Source organism: Rhodococcus sp. 15-649-2-2, from assembly GCF_002258645.1.
Lineage (GTDB): Bacteria > Actinomycetota > Actinomycetes > Mycobacteriales > Mycobacteriaceae > Rhodococcoides.
This window is the reverse complement of the sequence record NZ_NPFM01000033.1, coordinates 1-18517: the sequence shown is the minus strand read 5'-3', so window position 1 is coordinate 18517 and position 18517 is coordinate 1. Positions and strand designations below refer to the sequence as shown.

22 protein-coding genes are annotated in these 18517 nt (G+C 63.6%); 11 read left to right on the top strand and 11 right to left on the bottom strand.

The features are described 5' to 3' along the window. The first annotated feature begins 38 nt into the window (after nucleotides 1–38). Entirely contained in the window at nucleotides 39–329 is a 291-nt protein-coding gene (locus CH305_RS25475; protein WP_143545331.1) for a hypothetical protein, read from the top strand. A gap of 37 nt (nucleotides 330–366) precedes the next feature. Beyond that, nucleotides 367–1485: an acyl-CoA dehydrogenase family protein gene (locus CH305_RS25470; RefSeq protein WP_032404801.1), complete on the top strand. Its 1119-nt coding sequence runs from the start codon at nucleotides 367–369 to the stop codon at nucleotides 1483–1485. A gap of 3 nt (nucleotides 1486–1488) precedes the next feature. Here the strand turns inward: CH305_RS25470 and CH305_RS25465 are convergent, their stop codons facing one another. Then, on the bottom strand, nucleotides 1489–2091 hold the full coding sequence (locus CH305_RS25465; protein ID WP_032404802.1) for a hypothetical protein: 603 nt from the start codon (nucleotides 2089–2091) through the stop codon (nucleotides 1489–1491). Nucleotides 2092–2145: 54 nt separating this feature from the next. Here CH305_RS25465 and CH305_RS25460 point away from each other — a divergent pair, with 54 nt between their 5' ends. The 3 genes from CH305_RS25460 (at nucleotide 2146) to CH305_RS25450 (ending at nucleotide 4576) form a co-directional block, all read left to right on the top strand. After that, entirely contained in the window at nucleotides 2146–3330 is a 1185-nt protein-coding gene (locus tag CH305_RS25460; protein WP_094616569.1) for an NAD(P)H-binding protein, read from the top strand. Further along, on the top strand, nucleotides 3330–4040 hold the full coding sequence (locus tag CH305_RS25455; RefSeq protein ID WP_032376859.1) for a CPBP family intramembrane glutamic endopeptidase: 711 nt from the start codon (nucleotides 3330–3332) through the stop codon (nucleotides 4038–4040). Before CH305_RS25460 ends, CH305_RS25455 begins: the two co-directional genes overlap by 1 nt. A 98-nt stretch (nucleotides 4041–4138) precedes the next feature. Then, nucleotides 4139–4576 carry an Lrp/AsnC family transcriptional regulator gene (locus tag CH305_RS25450; RefSeq protein WP_032376860.1) on the top strand — a complete coding sequence of 146 codons (438 nt, stop codon included), beginning with the start codon at nucleotides 4139–4141 and terminating at the stop codon, nucleotides 4574–4576. Here the strand turns inward: CH305_RS25450 and CH305_RS25445 are convergent. Beyond that, entirely contained in the window at nucleotides 4548–7262 is a 2715-nt protein-coding gene (locus CH305_RS25445; RefSeq protein WP_094705374.1) for a molybdopterin-dependent oxidoreductase, read from the bottom strand. The genes CH305_RS25450 and CH305_RS25445 overlap by 29 nt on opposite strands. Continuing rightward, nucleotides 7259–8071 (bottom strand): FAD binding domain-containing protein, encoded by an 813-nt coding sequence (locus tag CH305_RS25440; protein ID WP_094608003.1) that lies wholly within the window; start codon nucleotides 8069–8071, stop codon nucleotides 7259–7261. The genes CH305_RS25445 and CH305_RS25440 overlap by 4 nt, the downstream gene beginning before the upstream one ends. A gap of 199 nt (nucleotides 8072–8270) precedes the next feature. On the opposite strand from CH305_RS25440, the gene CH305_RS25435 reads away from it, so the two are divergent. Beyond that, the gene (locus CH305_RS25435) at nucleotides 8271–9839 is read left to right on the top strand and encodes a PucR family transcriptional regulator (protein WP_094608016.1); all 1569 of its coding nucleotides are present in this window, start codon (nucleotides 8271–8273) and stop codon (nucleotides 9837–9839) included. A gap of 9 nt (nucleotides 9840–9848) precedes the next feature. Next, on the top strand, nucleotides 9849–10481 hold the full coding sequence (locus CH305_RS25430; RefSeq protein WP_094705372.1) for a DUF2461 domain-containing protein: 633 nt from the start codon (nucleotides 9849–9851) through the stop codon (nucleotides 10479–10481). Nucleotides 10482–10492: 11 nt separating this feature from the next. Here CH305_RS25430 and pucL read toward each other — a convergent pair whose 3' ends face one another. From pucL to uraD (CH305_RS25410), 4 genes are read right to left on the bottom strand one after another with little or no spacing between them, the layout of a single operon-like run. Continuing rightward, the gene (gene pucL / locus CH305_RS25425) at nucleotides 10493–11413 is read right to left on the bottom strand and encodes a factor-independent urate hydroxylase (protein ID WP_094705370.1); all 921 of its coding nucleotides are present in this window, start codon (nucleotides 11411–11413) and stop codon (nucleotides 10493–10495) included. Between the two features lies 1 nt (nucleotide 11414). Beyond that, nucleotides 11415–11741 carry a hydroxyisourate hydrolase gene (gene uraH, locus CH305_RS25420; RefSeq protein WP_032376865.1) on the bottom strand — a complete coding sequence of 109 codons (327 nt, stop codon included), beginning with the start codon at nucleotides 11739–11741 and terminating at the stop codon, nucleotides 11415–11417. Then, entirely contained in the window at nucleotides 11738–12241 is a 504-nt protein-coding gene (gene uraD / locus CH305_RS25415; RefSeq protein WP_032404808.1) for a 2-oxo-4-hydroxy-4-carboxy-5-ureidoimidazoline decarboxylase, read from the bottom strand. Before uraD (CH305_RS25415) ends, uraH begins: the two co-directional genes overlap by 4 nt. A 10-nt stretch (nucleotides 12242–12251) precedes the next feature. Next, nucleotides 12252–14156: a 2-oxo-4-hydroxy-4-carboxy-5-ureidoimidazoline decarboxylase gene (gene uraD / locus CH305_RS25410; protein ID WP_032404809.1), complete on the bottom strand. Its 1905-nt coding sequence runs from the start codon at nucleotides 14154–14156 to the stop codon at nucleotides 12252–12254. Between the two features lie 175 nt (nucleotides 14157–14331). Here uraD (CH305_RS25410) and CH305_RS25405 point away from each other — a divergent pair, with 175 nt between their 5' ends. After that, nucleotides 14332–14868 (top strand): NTP transferase domain-containing protein, encoded by a 537-nt coding sequence (locus CH305_RS25405; protein ID WP_094705396.1) that lies wholly within the window; start codon nucleotides 14332–14334, stop codon nucleotides 14866–14868. Here the strand turns inward: CH305_RS25405 and CH305_RS25400 are convergent. Continuing rightward, a complete protein-coding gene (locus CH305_RS25400) occupies nucleotides 14859–15383 on the bottom strand; it encodes an alpha/beta hydrolase (protein WP_032404810.1) in 525 nt (174 codons plus the stop codon). The genes CH305_RS25405 and CH305_RS25400 overlap by 10 nt on opposite strands. 166 nt (nucleotides 15384–15549) lie before the next feature. On the opposite strand from CH305_RS25400, the gene CH305_RS25395 reads away from it, so the two are divergent. Genes CH305_RS25395 through CH305_RS25385 form a run of 3 tightly spaced genes read left to right on the top strand, consistent with a single transcriptional unit; the run spans nucleotide 15550 to nucleotide 17227 of the window. Next, nucleotides 15550–15951, top strand: coding sequence for a VOC family protein (locus CH305_RS25395; protein ID WP_094608000.1), 402 nt, complete (start codon nucleotides 15550–15552; stop codon nucleotides 15949–15951). Nucleotides 15952–15980: 29 nt separating this feature from the next. After that, nucleotides 15981–16616 carry a class I SAM-dependent methyltransferase gene (locus CH305_RS25390; RefSeq protein WP_032404812.1) on the top strand — a complete coding sequence of 212 codons (636 nt, stop codon included), beginning with the start codon at nucleotides 15981–15983 and terminating at the stop codon, nucleotides 16614–16616. A 41-nt stretch (nucleotides 16617–16657) separates the two neighbouring features. After that, nucleotides 16658–17227 (top strand): AAA family ATPase, encoded by a 570-nt coding sequence (locus tag CH305_RS25385; protein ID WP_179278406.1) that lies wholly within the window; start codon nucleotides 16658–16660, stop codon nucleotides 17225–17227. 12 nt (nucleotides 17228–17239) lie between these two features. On the opposite strand, the gene CH305_RS25380 is transcribed toward CH305_RS25385, so the two are convergent. From CH305_RS25380 to CH305_RS29570, 3 genes are all read right to left on the bottom strand, one after another. Continuing rightward, nucleotides 17240–17926: a haloacid dehalogenase type II gene (locus CH305_RS25380; RefSeq protein WP_032404813.1), complete on the bottom strand. Its 687-nt coding sequence runs from the start codon at nucleotides 17924–17926 to the stop codon at nucleotides 17240–17242. Then, nucleotides 17923–18348 carry a DUF1707 domain-containing protein gene (locus tag CH305_RS25375; protein ID WP_094705368.1) on the bottom strand — a complete coding sequence of 142 codons (426 nt, stop codon included), beginning with the start codon at nucleotides 18346–18348 and terminating at the stop codon, nucleotides 17923–17925. The genes CH305_RS25380 and CH305_RS25375 overlap by 4 nt, the downstream gene beginning before the upstream one ends. Before the next feature lie 66 nt (nucleotides 18349–18414). Next, a partial coding sequence (locus CH305_RS29570) for a hypothetical protein (RefSeq protein WP_256983990.1) occupies nucleotides 18415–18517 on the bottom strand: 103 nt, incomplete at its 5' end.

Genomic DNA, 18517 nt, shown 5'->3' with positions numbered 1-18517 from the left:
AACTCCTCACAGAGTTGATTGTGGATTGTCGCGAATTCTTGAGTTCATTCGGAGCGGGCAGCATCATCGATTGGTATTCGGCCGAAGAATATTCGATGTTCAAAAAGACGCTCTTGCAGCGGAAAGCGGTTGGTAAATCAGTCCGAAAAAATGATTTGGGTACTTTTTTCTGGGTCAAATTTTACGATATCTTTAGTTTATCTGTGCAGGTAGAGGGGTACGTTGATGGCCAGCGCGAATTCACCCGCTCAACCGCTGTGCTCGAAAATCTTCGACCGCTTTGTCGCGATCACGTGATGGTACAAATGGTCGTCGCTGCAATCAATTAGTGACACACGATCAACTAGTGACACAAGGAGATGAACTGTGACCGGATTAATGGTGCGCGAAAGAGAAACTCTCGAGAAGTACATGCCCGGCCTTCTGAGCTATCTGGACGCAACCCCGCTGGACCGACTCGAGTCGCGCGAATCGGACGCGATCGACAAGTTTCGGGAGTTCGGTGGTACCGGTTTGGTGGTCCCGGGCGAACTGGGCGGTCTCGGTGCTCCGGCCATCGACGCGGTCCGGGCGCAGAGGGCCATCGGGTCTCGCTCGCCCTCTCTCGGCGCGGGAACCACGATGCACCATCTTTCACTCGCCTCGCTGACGGAGTTCGCGCGCGGTGCCACCGAGGACGACCGAGCACTGATCAAGGGGTTGGTCGAACAGAAGGCGATCGTCGCCTCCGGATTCTCCGAGGGCGTCACCGGCGGGAGTGTGTTCATTCCGACGATGACGGCCGTGAAGAAGGGGGACAACTACATCGTCAACGGAAGCAAGAAGCCGTGCAGTCTGGCACGTTCGATGGATCTGCTGACCTGCAGTGTCGAGATCGACTCCGGTGACCGCGCGGTCGCTCTGATTCCGGCCAGCCTCCCGGGTATGAGCGTGAAGCCGTTCTGGACCACCGACATTCTGGCCGGCGCACAAAGCGAAGAAGTTCTGCTCGAAGACGTCGAAGTGCCCGCGAGCCTGGTCCTGCCCAACAAGGACGACGACCCCGATGGCGTGCACGAGATGACCGGTTACCTCTGGTTCGGCATGTTGATCTCCGCCAACTACATCGGTGCGGCGACTTCACTGCTCGAGCGGATGATCGAGCAGAACAAGGGCGACTACGAGGGCTACGTTCGGGCGGCGGCCGAACTCGAGGCGTCCATGGCGGCTATCGAGAACGTGGCCCGCGCCTTCGACGAAGGTGAACGCGGACAGGACATCTCGGTGAAACTGTTGTTCAACCGCATTGCGATTCGTGACGCACTGGTCCGTAGTAGTTCGGCTGCCATCGAATCGCTCGGCGGGATCGGCTTCATCAAGTCACCCGAAATCGCTTACGTCGCAGCAGCATTGCACGCGTTTGCATTTCACCCGCCATCACGGCGGTCCATCTCGGAGACCCTGGCCCGTTTCCATGCAGGTGAAGATTTCGCCTTCGTCAAGTAGTGGTCACTCTTCGGTGCGCTCTTCGTCGTTCAACTTGTCTTCGCCTCGGTTTCGGAAGAACTTGAACCCGGGGATGCCGATCACCGCGCGGCGGACGTCTTTGGTGACTCCGAGCAATTCGTGAATCTCGGGGGACACCGTGTCGAGGGTGGCGAGGATGGGGAGCAGAGCTTCCATGTGAGCGAGAAGGCCGGGTAACTGATCGACCATGGCAATGGCGGCGTCGACCTCTTCGTCGGACAGGTTGTCGACGAACCTCCGCGCCATGGGCTCGGCCTGCTTGGCGATGGGATCGAACAGTTCGATCAGCTCGAGCGCAGTGTGCGAGGCGACCGATGCCGAGGCGACGACCTCGTCGGCGGCACCGGTCGTTCGCTGCACGCTGGCGACAACGGCGTCGGCCGAGTCGATCACCCGGTCGATGCGTGTCATCAATGTCTCTATGTGGTTCATCAGTGCTTCGATTCGGCCGGGCAGGGTAAGCGCGAATTCGGTTGTGGTGATCATCCAGGTCACCCCGACCCGCGCCACCGCGACTCCGCGCCGGAGCACCGTTTCGGTACCGAGTGGATCGGGGAGCACCACGCCTGCCAACACCAGAGCCATAGGAGCGACAATGCCACACCGACACCACGCCCCGAGTGCCGTTAGCCTCGTAGCATGAGAGCCCTCGTCACCGGTGCCAGCGGATACATCGGGTCGCGGCTGGTGGCAGCTCTGCTGGCCGACGATGCCGACGTGGTGGTCGGTTCTCGTACGCCGAGCAACCTGCGAACCTTCGACTTCTACGACTCCGTCACTGCGGTATCGCTGGATGTCACCGACCAGCAGTCGTGTGCCGCTGCGTTCGCAGAATCCGGCGACATCGATGTTGCGTACTACCTGGTGCACGCCATCGGTGAGTCCGACTATCGTGCGCAGGATCGACGGTCCGCGGAGCAGTTCGCCGCGGCCGCGGCCCGGGCGGGTGTGCAGCGGATCGTGTACCTGGGCGGCTTCGTACCCGACGACGACCACCTCTCCGAGCATCTCGCGAGTCGCGCGGACGTGGGGGAAGCGTTGACGGTGGACGGGGTCGAGTTGGTCTGGCTCCGAGCCGCCATCGTCATGGGTGCCGGTTCGACGTCGTACGAAATGTTGCGTTATCTCGCCGATCGCTTGCCGGTACTGCCGCTGCCGAGCTGGCTCGCCGAGCCCGTGCAGCCGATCGCCGTCGACGACGTGCTGAACTATCTGGTGGCGTCCGCCGACGGCGAGAAGGTCCCGGCGGGCTCGTACGACATCGGTGGGCCGGATGTGGTGCCGTACCGCGATCTGGTGTTCGCGTATGTCGAAGCTGCCGGTCTTCAACGGGTCGGGGTCCCGGTGCCGTTCGTGCCCACCTCGCTCGCGGGCAAAGTGATCGGCCTGATCATTCCTGTTCCGGCTGGGCTCGCCGAGGATCTGGTGGGGTCGCTGCACAACACGATGACGACGTCGGAGAGTCGGATACGTGAACTCGTTCCCGACCCTCCACGTGGTCTGACCACCATCGCAGACGCCATGGCCCGTAGTGTGCGGGGCATGGTCGGTGAGCCTCCCGGTGTGTGTGCGCTGAAGGATCCGCTTCGGCTGGCGAACACGGATGCGGCGTGGAGCGGCGGCGATGCCCTGGGAGTCCGGCGCCGCGGTGTGGCAGCGTCCTCGGACCGAACCTGGGGCTTGATCGAAGCCCTCGGCGGGCGGCGACTGCTGTCCTCGAAGCCGGTGGCGGCAGCGGTGCGTACCAACCTGGACGTGGTGGCCGGTGTGAACCGACGCGTGTCATCGGCCGTGCGTCGCTTGACCGATACCGAGGAGGCGTGATGGGAACGTGGTCGACGACCGCGCTGAACGTGATGAAGTCCGCGCTGGTCGATCCTGTGGAGCGCGATCACCGAGAATCCGACGCAGCATTCCGCAAGCGCCGGATCATCGTCATGATCACATTGGTGATCGGTGCCACAGTGCTCTACTTTTCGCTCAAGGTCGAGCCCGGCGACCCGTCGTTCTACGCACTGACGCTCGTACTCGCTGCGGTGTGGACGGTGGGCGGACTGCTCTCGGGCCCCCTGCATCTGGGACGCATCGTGGTCGGCGGGTCGATCCGTAGGCCGATCGTCACACCCATCCTGATCGGTCTCGCCGTGGGCGGGGTATTCATGCTCGGCGGCCTGGTCGTACGGCAGATTCCGCCGCTGGCCGACTTCACCGAGAACGTGCTCGCACACGCCAGAGTGGGCTCGCTGGTTCTGATCGTCTTCATCGCGCTGCTCAACGGGGTCGCGGAGGAGATCTTCTTCCGCGGGGCGCTGTACTCGGCGATCGGCGTGAAGAACCCGGTGATCATCTCGACCGTCGTGTACGCGATCGCTACTCTCGCGTCCGGCAATCCGATGCTCGGCTTCGCCGCTGTGCTGCTGGGGTACGTGATGGGTCTTCAGCGGCGTGCATCGGGAGGAATCCTGGCACCGATACTCACGCACGTCAGTTGGTCGGCGGTCATGGTTCTCGCTCTACCGCCGCTGTTCGTGTGACCGCCGATGTTCGAGCAGAAAGAGGCGCAAACACCGATTCGGTCGACGAAAACGGTCCTGCGTGCTGATTCTTTCCTGAACTGGGCTACATTGCGCAGGTGAGTGAAAATCTCGATCGCGTCGATCGCTTGATCATCGACGAGCTTGTCTCCGACGGCCGCGCCACGTTGGCGACGCTGGCGGAGAAGGCCTCCCTGTCCGTCTCGGCCGTCCAATCCAGAGTCCGACGGCTGGAGTCGCGGCGCGTGATCCGTGGCTACACCGCCCAGGTCGATCCGGAAGCCCTGGGGCGGCCGTTGTCGGCGTTCGTCGCCATCACTCCCATCGACCCGGCACAACCCGACGACGCTCCCGCCAGACTGAAGCACCTCTCGGCCATCGAATCGTGCCATTCGGTTGCAGGCGAGGAGAGCTACGTGCTGTTGGTGCGGGTCGAGTCGCCCCGTGCACTCGAGCGCCTACTGCAGGAGATCAGGGCCACCGCCAACGTGCAGACACGCAGCACCATCATTCTGCAGACGTTCTACGACCGCTGACGGCCCGCCACACGCGGTCCGAGGACATCGGTAGGTCGTACAGTCTGGCCCCCACGGCGTCGCGGACAGCGTTTGCCAAAGCAGGAGCGACGGGGTTGTACGGAGACTCGCTCATCGACTTCGCACCGAACGGACCCAACCGGTCGTACGTGTCGGCGAACAGTACTTCGGTCCGAGGAATATCTGCGAACTGCGGAACGTGATAGCTCCGGATGGAATCGGTGGTGACCAGACCGGCACTGTCGGTACGGATCTCCTCGTACAGTGCGCTGCCGATAGCCTGTGCAACGCCACCTTCGACCTGGCCGCGGCACTGCTGCGGGTTCATCACAGTTCCTGCGTCCGCGGCTTGCACCGAGTGCAGAATCTGCACGGTGCCGGTGTTCTCGTCCACCGCCACCCGGAACGCTTGGACATTGAACGCCAAAGATCTCGGTAGCCCGCCGCTGTTGCCCTCGGTGACCAGCGAGCCACCCGCCTTCGCCAAGATGTCGTCGAGGGTGACGAACCGATCGCCGCACCGCACGCCTTCCGGCCCCAGTATGCAGTCCGAGTGCCGTTGTCCGGTAACGGCTCCGGCGATATCGAGAATCCGTGCCGACAGAGCGCGGACCGCCGCGTAGAGAGCCTTGCCTGCCACCACCGTGCCCGCTGAACCGAAGGCACCGGTGTCGTAGGTGGTGGAGTCGGTGTCGGACTGACGAACCTGAATGCGATCGACCGACGTGCCCAACTCGCTCGCCGCGATCTGAGTGTGCACGGTAGTGGTCCCGTTGCCGAATTCCGCTGTTCCGACGCGTATCTCGTACCGACCCTCGGGCAGTAACGCTACCGACGTCTCGGCGCGATGGCCGCGTGGTGGAATGGTCGCGATCATGGCCACCGCCATCCCTTCGCCGACTTTCCATCCCGTCGGCGCATGCTCACCGTTGCCGCGTCGCAGGGCTGCCTCGGCGAGGTCGATGCACTGATCGAGGCCGTAGCTTCCGAACTGCAGGTCGTCCTCCTCGAGATGCGCGGCGACGATGTCGTCGCCGGGGACGATCACGTTGCGTCGCCGAAACTCGAACGGATCGACGTCGATCTCTCTGGCCAGATCGTCCATTGCCGATTCGATCGCGAACATCACCTGTCCCAGTCCATAGCCACGGAATGCTCCGGACGGAATGTTGTTGGTGTAGACGGTCTTCGCATCGACTCGCTTGTTGGCGCACCGGTAGACGGCGACGGACTCGCCGCACCCGTGGAACATCACTCCGGCACTGTGATTGCCGTAGGCCCCGGCATCGGTGAGAACGTCGATCGACAGCGCGGTCAACGTGCCGTCGGCGCTCGCGGCAGCGGTGACGTCGACCCGGAACGGATGACGACACGGTGAGACGGTGAACTCGTCGGTCCGCGTGAACTCGAATTGCACGGGTCGGCCGGTGCGGAGCACTGCCAGCGCCACGACGTCCTCGGTCAGCAACTCCTGCTTGCCGCCGAAGCCGCCGCCGACGCGGGCGGTGAACACCCGCACCCCTTCGCGCGGGAGGCCGAAGATCTCGCAGATCTCGTCGCGTACCAGAAACGGAACCTGAGTGCTGGTGCGCAGATTCAGCTTTCCGGTCTCGTCCAGCCACCCGATGGTGCCGTGGGTCTCCAGGTGCACGTGTTGTACTCGCTGCGTCGTCCACCGTCCGGTGATCACCGCCGCCGCATCACGGACCGCGGCGTCGACGTCCCCGGTGCTGCCGTGCAACTCTGCCACCAGATTTCGTGACGGATCCGCAATGCGAGCCGTCGCATCCTTGTCGCCGTGGATCTTCGGCGCACCGGGTTCGAGCGCGGATTCGGGATCGAACACTGCAGGCAGCACGTCGTACTCGACGACGAGGGCGCGGCACCCTTCCTCCGCGGCAGCGACCGAATCTGCGACCACGATCGCTACCCGCTGGCCGATGAAGCGCACGACGGTGTCGAGCACGTGGGTGTCGTCGGGATCGTCGACGCGTCGATCGTGGCGTGCCGTCGAAAATGCGGTCGTGGGGCTGTCTTTCGCGGTGAGCACAAGCACAACCCCGGGCACCCGCTCCGCGGCAGTGACGTCGATGGCGACGATGCGCGCATGCGCATGGGGGCTGCCGAGCACCGTGGCGTGCAGGAGCCCCTGGGGTGAGTGATCGAGGGTGTAAGGCTCGGTTCCGGTGACGATCCGGGTGCTGGCCGGCGCAGCGACGGACCGCCCGCAGGCCGGTCCGTCGACGGCTTTCTCGGTGTTCACCACACCACAGACTGCGTCGGCTATCGCCCGGTACCCGGTGCAGCGACACAGATTTCCCTTCAGTCGCTCGGGGAGTTGGTCCATGTCGTTCTCGGTCAGGGTCGATGCGGTGACGACCATTCCTGCCGTGCAGAAACCACACTGGAAGCCGGCGGCTTCGACGAAGCGGCTCTGCATGGGATGCAGGTCGTCCGGGGTGCCGAGCCCGGTAACGGTGGTCACGGATCGGTTCTCGGCGCGGAATGCGGGGAAGATGCACGAATGCACCGGCTCACCGTCGACGAGAACCGAACATGCTCCGCAATCGCCTGCGTCGCAGCCTTTCTTCACCTCGAAATGTTCGTGTTCGCGCAGCATGGTTCGTAGGCACTGGCCCGGCCGTGGACTGACGTCGGTCGGTACACCGTTGATGTCGACGATCATGACAACTCCTCGCGAATCTGCTGGGCTGCAGTACAACTGATGTGTCGACGCCAGTCCGGCGCACCGTGGGGGTCGTCGTACCAGTGCTCGGGGTCGATCGTCTCGGCCAGCGCGTCATCGAGTTCGTCGGACGTCGGCAGAGCCGAGAAGCGAAGTACGAACGGGCGGACGGTCGATGCGCTGACCGTCAGCACGAACGTGCCGCCGGCGTCGACTCGGCCGATCACCACCGCGGCCGACCGGCCGAGCGGTGACAGTGCGAGCTTGCGCATCGCGGTCCTCGCCTCGAGTGCATGCCGTGGAATCGCGATGCTGCGCAACACATCTCCAGGACGAAGGGCGTTGGTATGCGGCCCGGTGATCAATTCGTCGATCGCGATGTCGTAGTCGTGTTCGGGACCGTCTGCCGACCATACCTGCCCGATGCCGTCCAGAGCTGCGGTGACCGAGATCATCGCACCGGCAGGTAGGGCCAAAGCGATGTTGCCACCGACGGTGGCGGTCTTCCAGATCTTGAACGAGGCCAACAGTGCTGCGGCACAGCGAGGGAACAGCGCGGCGGCAGGCCAGGGCGACTCGAATCGAGCCAGCGTCTCGATCGTGCACGTGGCGGCGATCTCGAGTCCGGCCTCGGTGACCGTCAACGGTTCCCAGCCCAAGGCGGTGACATCGACGAGGGTGCTCAGATGATCCTGCTTCTCGGAGAACAGCCAGGTACCACCTGCGAGCACTGCGGTGTCCTTGCGCCCCGGCGGCAGATCCGCGCGGGAGCTGGGAAGCAGAATGTTGTCGACAGTGCCGAGATCCATGGTCTTCGTTCACCTCATCCTCGCCGGGAGTGTCCACCGCGCCGGCAGGTCCACCACCCGATGTGTCACCTCGAACTCTAGTGAGTTTCTGTTACCGATCTGCGGTGGTCCGGCGATCCGTCCGAAACTCGGCGGAAACAACCCGCACCTAGGGTTGCCTCGAACGAGCGCAGCAATGCCGAGCGGGGGGAGGGCAACAGTGCTGGTCAAGGACTTGCTCGACGCCACAGGGCTCTGCATTCGATTGCTCACCTCCGACCAGGACGCTCTTGGACGCACGTTGCGGTGGACCTACACCACCGATCTGCCGGATCCGTCGCGCTACATCGCCGGCGGTGAATTGGTCATCACCGGCCTCGTGTGGCGTCGTACGCCGGCCGACAGCGAGGTGTTCGTCCGGGCGGTCGCAGAATCCGGGGCCTCGGCGCTGGCGGCGGGGGAGGGATTGCTCGGCCACATCCCACGGGATCTGATCGACGCATGCGAGCGGCACGGACTGCCCTTGCTCGCCGTACCCGACAATGTCTCGTTCGGTGAGGTCACCGAGTTCCTCGTCGGGCGCGTCACCGGTGATCGAATCGCGTCGCTCAACAGCTCCCTCGTTCGGCACCGCCAACTGCTCACCGCGGTCGCAGACGGTAGGGCCCTCGACGAGCTGGCCCTGCACACCTCCAGGGAAACTGGAATGGCATGTCTGATCTTCACCGCTACCGGGCGTCGATTGGTGGCCGAGGTCGTCGCGTTCTCCGATGCCGACGTCGACACGTTGACACACGCCGCGCTGTCCTCCGAAAGACTACCCACGACAACGACTCTCAGTGACGGCGAGCCGTACAGCATCTTCGGGATCGGCCCGTCGCTCGCGCAGAGAACCACACGGTGGTTTCTCGCGGTGGCGGGAGACATGGACACGTTCCTTCCCGCGATCTCCGACGCGTTCGGTCAGCTGGCAGCCATCGCCGCCCTCGATCGTGCTCGACGCGAGGAAGGACGGCTGGTCCGGCGCGAAATAGCAGACCAGGCAGTGGCATTGATCGAAGCCGACAGCAGCAGGCCCGAGGCGCTGACTCGGTTGCGGCAGGCAGCCGTCGATCCGGACCGTCCGCTGGTCGTCATCAGGATCGTGCACAGCGGCAAAGTCGATCTGCGCGAGATGTTGCGGACAGTGCTCAGCGACACTCTGACCTCCTTCGGCGGCGGCTGCGTCGGTGCCAGCACACACGGCGACATCGTCGCGATCGTGAACACCGAGGATCCATACATCGCGCAGACCCTCCGAACTCGATTGTCCCGCTTGGGTTCCGGTATCGGGCGCGGCCGCCTGCTCGTGGGCGTCAGCTCGGAGGCCACCGGTCTCACCATCGACGGCGCGCTGCGTTCGGCCCGGCACGCTCTCGACATGAGCAGGCAGGGAACGGGCCCCGTCACTGTCACCACCGGTGCGCAGCTGACGTCGGCAGTGTCGATGCTGTCGGCACTGCCCGACGACGTGCGTCGATCTTTCGTCGAGCATGTTCTGGCACCCCTGCTCGAGTACGACCGGCGCGCCGACGCCGGTCTGGTCGACACACTTCGTGAGTTTCTTGCCACCGGCGGATCATGGAACCGAACCGCCGACTCGTTGCATGTGCACCTCAACACCGTCCGGTATCGAATCAAGCGGGTCGAGGAACTACTCGGCCGCGACCTGGGCTCCACCGAGGACAGACTGGACGTTTACCTCGCTCTGCAATCCATCCCTCGGTCGTCGGCCACGGGAGCGGCATAAGATCGAGGAATGACAGGCTTCACCGGAATCCCTTTCGCTGCGCTGGACTTCTACGAGGACCTCGAGGCCGACAACAGCAAGCTCTGGTGGAACGAACACAAAGATGTCTACGACAACGCGGTCAAAGGACCGATGACGGCGCTGCTGGCGACTCTCGAACCGGAGTTCGGCAATGCCAAGGTGTTCCGCCCGTACCGCGATGTTCGATTCTCGAAGGACAAAACCCCCTACAAGACCCATCAGGGTGGATTCGTCGCTCGCGGTGACAGTCTGGGCTACTACGTGCAGATCGACCCCGCCGGGCTGTTCGTCGCGGGCGGCTTCTACAACAGCTCCACCGAGGGCATCGCCCGCTACCGCAGCACCGTGGACGACGATGTGCGCGGGGCCGAACTCGAACGAATCATCGCGGCGCTGACCAAGGCCGGCTACGAAATCGGCGGAGACACGCTCAAGACCAAACCGCGCGGATTCGAGATCGATCACCCACGCATCGACCTTCTCCGGCACAAGTCGCTCACCGCCGGTAAACACTTCGGTTCACCCGAGTGGCTGAAGACACCGAAAGCCGCGACGAAGGTGCGCGACGCCTGGCGTGCCCTGACTCCCTTGGTGGAATGGTCTGCTGCACTGCACACGTGAGCGCAGCGCACTCACCCGACGACAGAGTACGTTCGCCAGGCACTTCCGGCATCGGGGGCATCCTCGCGTTCGACCGTTGCCTGAATCAGACCGTACGGACGATCGTCGGCGTTGAACACCTCGAGGTTGTTCTCGATGTCGAACTTGCCGAGGTCGTACAGGAAGTGGTGCTTGTTCGGTGCCGACATCGAGATCTCGGCGATGAACGGATACTTCTCCAGCACTGCCTCACCCATGGCGTACAACGTCTGCTGCAACGCCAAGGACTGCAGATTGGCGAACCTTTCGATCATCGCGGCCTTCACACCCGCGTACACCGCGTCCCACTCGACATCGGTTGTGGTGTAACGCCATTGCGCCGTCAGTGACGTCGCCATCACGCGGTCGGTGGTGGGCTCGAGAACGGTCAGGTCGTCCTCGAGGAAGCCGTGGAACTCCGAACCCGTCGACTTCAGGATCACCATTTCTTTGAAGCCGCTGATCACCCACGTGCGCTGGGCATCGCCCTTGCCTTCGACGGTCACTGCCGACGTGCGGATCTCCTCGCCCTTTCGCGTCCACGAGTGATCGTGCTCGACGCCGTCGATGACCACTCGAGCCCAGGCATACTCCTCGAGCTCGATGCGGGCACCGTCGACGGGCTCGACGTCGTCCACGTAATGGCGAGCCAGATCGAGGCCGTAACTCTCGAGGTGCAGTAGGCCCTTGGTCTTGGCATACGCGTACGCGGTCTGCTTCTGGGTGTCGGTGGGCAGCACGTTGGACTGATCACCCACCAGATGCGCAGGGGAGAAGTTGCCGCGCAGCGCGCTCGAGACGTTGATGTCGTGAATTTCGTGCCGCGGCGAGTCTCGATAGATCCGCACCACGCGGTTCTCCGCCTTGCCGTACTGATTGGATCCGAGGACGATCTTGCCGGTCAGGTCGGTCATGTCAGCTCCCGCGATAGGTCGAATAAGCGAAGGGGGACAACAGCAAAGGCACGTGGTAGTGCGCATCGGGATCGGTGACGGTGAACGAGATGGACACCTCGGGGTAGAAGCTCGGTGTCGACGTGGCCTCGAAGTAGTCACCCGTGTCGAACGAGAGGCGGTAGACGCCCGGATCGATCGGCCCGGGTACGACTTCACCGATGCGTCCGTCCCCATCGGTGGTGGCGGTGGAGATCTCACCCTTCTCTGGGTGGAACAACCGCACCCGCATCCCGACCGCCGGTGTTCCCGAGGTGGCATCGAGCACGTGTGTGGACAGCCCGGTCACTGCTCCGGACCCAGCATGCGGCCGAGGCGAATTCGATTGATCTTGGCCAGTTCCACGCGGAGCACCCGTCTTTCGGTTTCGGCATCGTTGTCGAGCCTCTCCTCGAGGATAGCGAGCAGGTCCTCCGCGGACCGGCCGGTGGCGCACACCAGGTAGACGTGACCGAACTTGTCCTCGTACGTTCTGTTGCCCGCCGCCAACTTCTCGCGCACCTCGGAACCCGCGGTCGTCACCGCGGCCTGCTCGCGCTTCGACGACGGGTTGTCGGCCTTTCCGCCGATGCGAGGATGACCGTCGAGCGCATGATCGATCTCGGCCTCGGGTAACTCGGCGAGCACTCGATCCGCCCTGTCCAACAGCAGATCTCGACTGCTGAAGGGACGGCCCTGGGCGACTCGACGGGCCCAGATCGACGACGCGCAGCACTCGTAGAGTGCATGCATCGCCTGACGATCACTGAGCCGGTTGAACCCGTCGAGCCCTATCCATTCGTGTAGCAACTCGCGCTCGCTATCTGAAGTCGTTGATGCGACCGAACCGTGCGGCCGCGATCGGGTTGGCATCGGCCACGAGATCGTCGAATCGGTAGTTCGCGATCTTGGCTATCTCGATCATCGCGAACGACCGCTCTGCCGACGGTGCGTTCTCGACGCGAGACCAGCCGTTGGCCAGGACTCGATCGTAGCGTTCGGTCTCCCGCGCGCAGATCACCAGCGGGAAGCCGAAGTGTTCGCGATATTCGGCCGCCAGTTGGACGATGTTGTCGTGCTCGTCCTCCTCGAGGTTGGACAGGCCGACGTGATCTGCGGCATTGAGGGTGCCGGTGGCGTCCTCGCTGCCGAGATCGGGGTAGCTGTTGATCAGCTCGATCTGTTCCTCGGTGGTGCCGGCCAGCAGTGCCTCCTGGAAGGCCTCGCGCAGACCGTGAGCATCGGCGAAAGGCCGTTGCTGGTAGGCGCGCTCGACAACCCACGGAGTGCCCTGCACCAAGCTGCCGAACGTGGCAGCGAAGTCCTCGGCGGACATCTCGTTGACCTTGTCGAGGGTGATGCCCTTACCCGGACCGCCGGCGACGGCCTGACCGCGGTTGCCGATGTGGAAGAACAGCACGTTGAGCACGATCGCGGAGACCGCGCCGAGGACGATGCCGCTGCCGAACAACATCTCCAGCCAATCGGGCACGCCTTCGGAGACCGACGGTTGAATCGTCACGAGCATCGCGAGCCCGAGGCTCGTGGCGACGATGATCAGGTTGCGGTGATCGGTGAAATCCACCTTCGACAGGGTCTGGATTCCGACCACGGCGACGGTCGCGAACAGGGCGAGCGCGGCTCCGCCGAGCACCGGCGGCGGGATGGATGCCACGACGGCTGCCGTTTTGGGCAGCAGGCCCAGCAGAATCATGATGCCGCCTGCCGTGGCCACCACCCAGCGGCTGCGCACACCGGTCAGGCGCACCAGGCCGACGTTCTCCGAGAAGGCCGTGTACGGGAACGAGTTGAACGTACCGCCGATGACGGTGGCCACTCCGTCCGCGCGCAGAGTCGCTGCGATGTCGTCCTTCTTGATGCGCTTGCCGACGATCTCACCCGTCGCATACACACTGCCGGTGGTTTCGACGGCGATGATCAGCATGACGACGATCATCGAAATGATGGCGATGACACTGAATTTGGGCACACCGAACAGGAAGGGCTGCGTGAAACCGACCCACGATGCGTCCGAGGTGCCGTCGAAGTTCATGTCTCCCAACACGAATGCGACCGCGCTGCCGATGACGAGGCCAAGGAGCACGGCGATGGTGGCCATGAATCCCTTGAAGAACCGTTGGATCAACACGATGATCAGCAGTGTGCCGATCGCGTACGCCATCCACCGCCCGTTGGTCGGGTCCTGTTCGTGAGTAGCGGGATTGGTCACCGCGTCGTTGACGGCCACCGGGAGGAGCGCCACACCGATGATCGTGATGACGGTACCGGTCACCACCGGTGGGAAGAAGCGCAGCAGCTTACTGAAGTACGGCGCCATGAAGAACGTGACGAGACCGGCGACGATGACGGCACCGTAGACGTACAGCAACCCCTCGGTGCCGCCGCCGTTCGCCATCGCGATTGCGATCACCGGTGAGACACCGGCGAACGTCACGCCTTGCAGTAGCGGTAGGCGGACACCGATCTTCCAGAATCCGACCGACTGAATGATCGACGCGATGCCGCAGGTGAACAGATCCGCATTGATCAGGTGGATCAGTTGTTCGTTGGTCAGTCCGATCGCGCTGCCGATGATGATCGGCACGAGCACGGCACCGGCATAGAACGCAACGACGTGTTGGAACCCGTACGCGGCAAGTTTCGGAACAGGAAGAACTTCATCGACAGGATGGACACGTTTGCGGGTGGTGGGCTTGACGGACATGGGTGGGCACCTCGCGGAAGCAACAGGGCAGGATTCCTGCGACGCTGCAGGAGAAGTGCACTAAGAATCAGCCATCACGCCTATCCTCGCTAGTCGAGCGCGCACAAACTTCGGGGCGTACTCGACGTGGACGTTGTGCGAACATCCAAGACTCCACCCAACAGTGAAGGGAGCGATCGTGTCGGACCTTGCCGTCGGAGTGCTGCTCGCCGCCGGTGCCGGAACGCGATACGGATCGCCCAAGGTTCTCGCCCACGACGGGCTGTGGCTTCGTACGGCAGTGCAGGCATTGCGTGACGGCGGCTGTGACCGCGTGATCGTGGTGCTGGGCGCGGCCCATGCCCCTGTCCCCGACGGCGCGATCGCCGTGCATGCACCCCGGTGGGAAGAAGGAATGAGCGCGTCGTTCGAGGCGGGGCTGACGGCGGCGTCGGACGCGAACTACGCAGTGGTGCACGTGGTCGATACCCCGGACGTCGGAGCCGAGGTGGTGCGGGCAGTGCTCGATGCTGCGCGGGGAACCGGTCTCGCCAGGGCGGTGTTCGACGGCCGCCCAGGTCATCCGGTCGTCTTGGCGCGGCGTCATTTCGAGGCGGCCGTGGCGTCGGCGTCGGGCGATTTCGGTGCCCGGGGCTTCCTGAAAGGCCGCGACGACGTGAGTTCCGTCGAATGCTCGCAGTGGGCAACGGGAATCGATCACGACTATCGGTAGTTGCCGTGCTTCCGGATCTCGGCGGCAACGGCGTCGATCATGCCGTCGAACTGATGACCACCGGTCCGGAACTCGACCACTGTCGCAGACGGGAGAGCCTTCGAGTTCAGCGCCAGGTGAGAAATGGGAACCACGTCGTCGTCCCGGCAGTGGACGAGTGTCAGGTCGGTCTCGGGCTCAGGCTCGGTGAATGCGTAGTCTGCGACGTCCCACCCACGCGGAGTCCAGTCCGGCATCGCCAGTAGAGCAGCCCGGACGGGCCGATCCCGGCGACGTTCTGCCAGGACCCGGACGAGGATCGACGCGCCGAAGGAATGCGCGATCACCGAATCCGCCGGTCCGAGCCGATCCAGGTGCTGCCGAACCGGTTCGGCCCAGTCCTCGAAACCCATGGCTGTGTCGGACAGCTCCGGCATACGAAGGTCGAGACGCAGAGCCCCGGCCAACCCGTGCGCGAGCTCCGCGTCGTCGACGAATCCGCCGGCACCATGAACGAACAGAAGTCGACGAACCACGATGCTTCCCTTTCCTCGAGATCGGTCATACGAAGAAGACCGACCGGCCACCGCAAAATCACCGGTTGACCCGGACCGCCGCGCCTGGAATTGTCGACGGCAGCGTCGCGTGTCGATGACGGACTGCGTCAGGCATGGAGGCGTCGTACTGCCCAGGAGGCAGCGGTTGTCCATCTCGTTCGATCACACCATCATTCCTGCGAAGAACAGTTCTGCATCGGCGGCGTTCTTTCGTGAACTGTTCGCCTTACCCGAGGCTCCGTCGTGGGGGCCGTTCGTCAACGTGCAACTCACCGACGGCACGCTGATCCAGTTCGCCGAACCACCGGTGGAAGACATTCAGTTCCAGCACTACGCTTTTCGGGTCAGCGAGGACCTGTTCGACGAGGCCTACGCCAGGCTGTCGGACAACGATGTCGAACACTGGGCCGACCCCCGAATGACCGAACCAGGAACGGTCAACACCGAGCACGGTGGCCGCGGAGTGTATTTCCGTGACCCCACCGGCCACTTCTTCGAGATGCTGACGCACTCGTACCTGACCCCGCAGGGTGAGCCGGTACCGTAGCGATCGTGGCCGAGCAACAGCATGTTTCGATGACGAGAACCGCCTACGACACTGTTGCCGAGAGTTACGCGGACCTCGTTCGTCACGAACTCGACGGTCGGCATCTCGAGCTCGGTCTCTTGGCGACGTTTGCCGACCGGGTGCCGGGTGGCGAGGTTCTCGAGGTCGGTTGTGGCTCCGGCCGCATCACCGAGCACCTGCATCAGCTGGGCCTGGACGTGACCGGAATCGACCTGTCGCCGAACATGGTCGAGGTTGCTCGACGCGAATTCCCGCATCTGACATTCCGCGTCGGATCCATGGAGTCGTTGGCTGCGGCGGACAGCTCGGTTGCCGGGATCGTTGCCTGGTATTCGATCATCCACACTCCTCTCGAGCACCTGCCGGCGATATTCGCCGAATTGAACAGAGTGTTGACACCGGGGGGATTGCTGCTGATCGCGTTCCAATCCGGAAACGAGCGAGTACGGCTCGAACAGGTTTACGGACACTCGGTTTCGTACGACGCCTACCGACTCGACCCCGATGCGATCGTGGCCGATCTCGTCGATGCGAATTTCGCGGTGGACGTTCGAGTGCACCGGGCCGCGGTGGGATACGAGCCCACACCGCAGGCGTATCTGATGGCCCGCAAAGCGAACACCGCGAAACGCGACGACCGGTAGCGTCGAGACCGCGAAAGGTGGTGGCCGCTACAGTCGTCTCCGTGATTCTCGGACCGAACGATGCGGTATACCGTCGCCCCTCGAGGATCGTCGTTGCCGGGACGTCCGGTTCCGGCAAAACGACGCTGTCCGCTCGTCTCGGATCGCTTCTGGGAATCGAACACATCGAGATCGACAGCCTCTATCACGGGCCGAATTGGACGCCGCGGGCGACTTTCGAGTCCGACGTGGAGGAGTTCATTGCGCGCCCGTCGTGGGTCACCGAGTGGCAGTACCATGCTGTGCGGGATCGCCTCGCCGATCGTGCTGATCTGATGTTGTGGCTCGATCTGCCACGTCGAACGGTGATGCGGCAGATCGTGATTCGAACGTTGCGTCGACGCTTCGGCAGGCGCGAACTGTGGAACGGTAACGTCGAGCCGCCGTTGCACCGCATTTTCTTCGACCGTGACCACATCATCCGATGGGCATGGCGTACGTACCCTCGGACTGCGGAGAGAGTGCGTCACGGCAGCCTCCGGCGTCCGGAGTTGACGATCGTACGGTTCGAGTCACACAGGGAAGTGAACGCCTGGATTGCGCAGCGCCTCGTTCCGACCGAGTCGAGCTGAGGCAGCCGAACGTCAACAGTGAAGTTGCGTTGCGAGAGACTCGATCGAGTCGACGCTGTAGGTCCAGTCCGACTCCGCAACGAGGTCGGCAGTCTGGCCCGGTCCGTGTTCGAGCGGACGCGCGACGAACGCCGTTGCGAACCCGCAGTCGGCAGCCGCGACGAGATCGCTGTTGTGCGCGGCCACCATCATGCATTCGCTCGGCTCGAGGCCCAGAATATCCGCGGTACGCACGTAGGCGTCGGGGGTGGGCTTGTACGCCCGGACCGGTTCTGCGCCGAGGATTGCATCCCACGGCAGTCCGGCGTTCTTGGCCATGTCGAGCAGCAGTGAGATATTCCCGTTCGAGAGCGGGGCGATGATGAACTCGGTGCGAAGCCGGGTGAGTCCGGGGACCGAATCCGGCCAGGGATCCAATCGGTGCCACGCCTGATTCAACGCGGCAATGCGATCCTCGGCCAGCCGAATGTCGAACTCCGACAGGACGACTCGGAGCGATTCCAGATGCAGTACATCGAGCCGGGTGAAGGGCCTGCGACCGGACCGAACCTCTTCCATCGCGGGCTGGTACATGCTGCGCCAACGGTCGGCGAAGGAATAGCTGTCGACATCCGGCCCGCACTGAGTTCGGACGTCGCGAGCGATGCTGGTACGCCAGTCGACGACGGTGCCGAACACATCGAACAGGAGAGCCTTCAACGCTCCCTCTTCTTCTTTTTCTTCGGGCTCTTCGAGTGTCCGCCTGCGGACAACAATGCACCGGCGAGCGGGATGAGGAGGAAGAAGAGCCACTTGCTTTCGAAATCGGTGAGGAAGAACAACGCCAACGAACCGAAGATGACCAGCGGCATGACCACTGCACGCCAATCGAGGCCGCCGCCGGCCTCGGCCGGAGCAGGCGACTGCCCAGGCCGAGCAGGCGACTGCGACGGCGCCGACGCGGCGGGGAGGTCGACGAATACCGTGTCGAGCTCCCCGCGCGTCGTGGCGGACGCGATAGTGGCGCTGCGCTCGTCGAACTCGGGGACCGTGAGGCGACCCTCGCTGAAGTGCAGGCTCAGCGCGTCGAGCGCCTTTTCCCGATCAGCAGTACCGATACGAATTTCCGGAAGCTCGGACATCGCTACAGGGTAACGCCATCCAAGGCCTGGATATGAGCCGAACTTCGCATCGCTACCGATATGTCGTTATTTGATTTCTGTGAGGACGGTGCCTTGGGTGATGGCGTCGCCTGCGGTGACGCTCAGGCCGGTGATGGTGCCGCCTTTGTGGGCGGTGACGGGGTTTTCC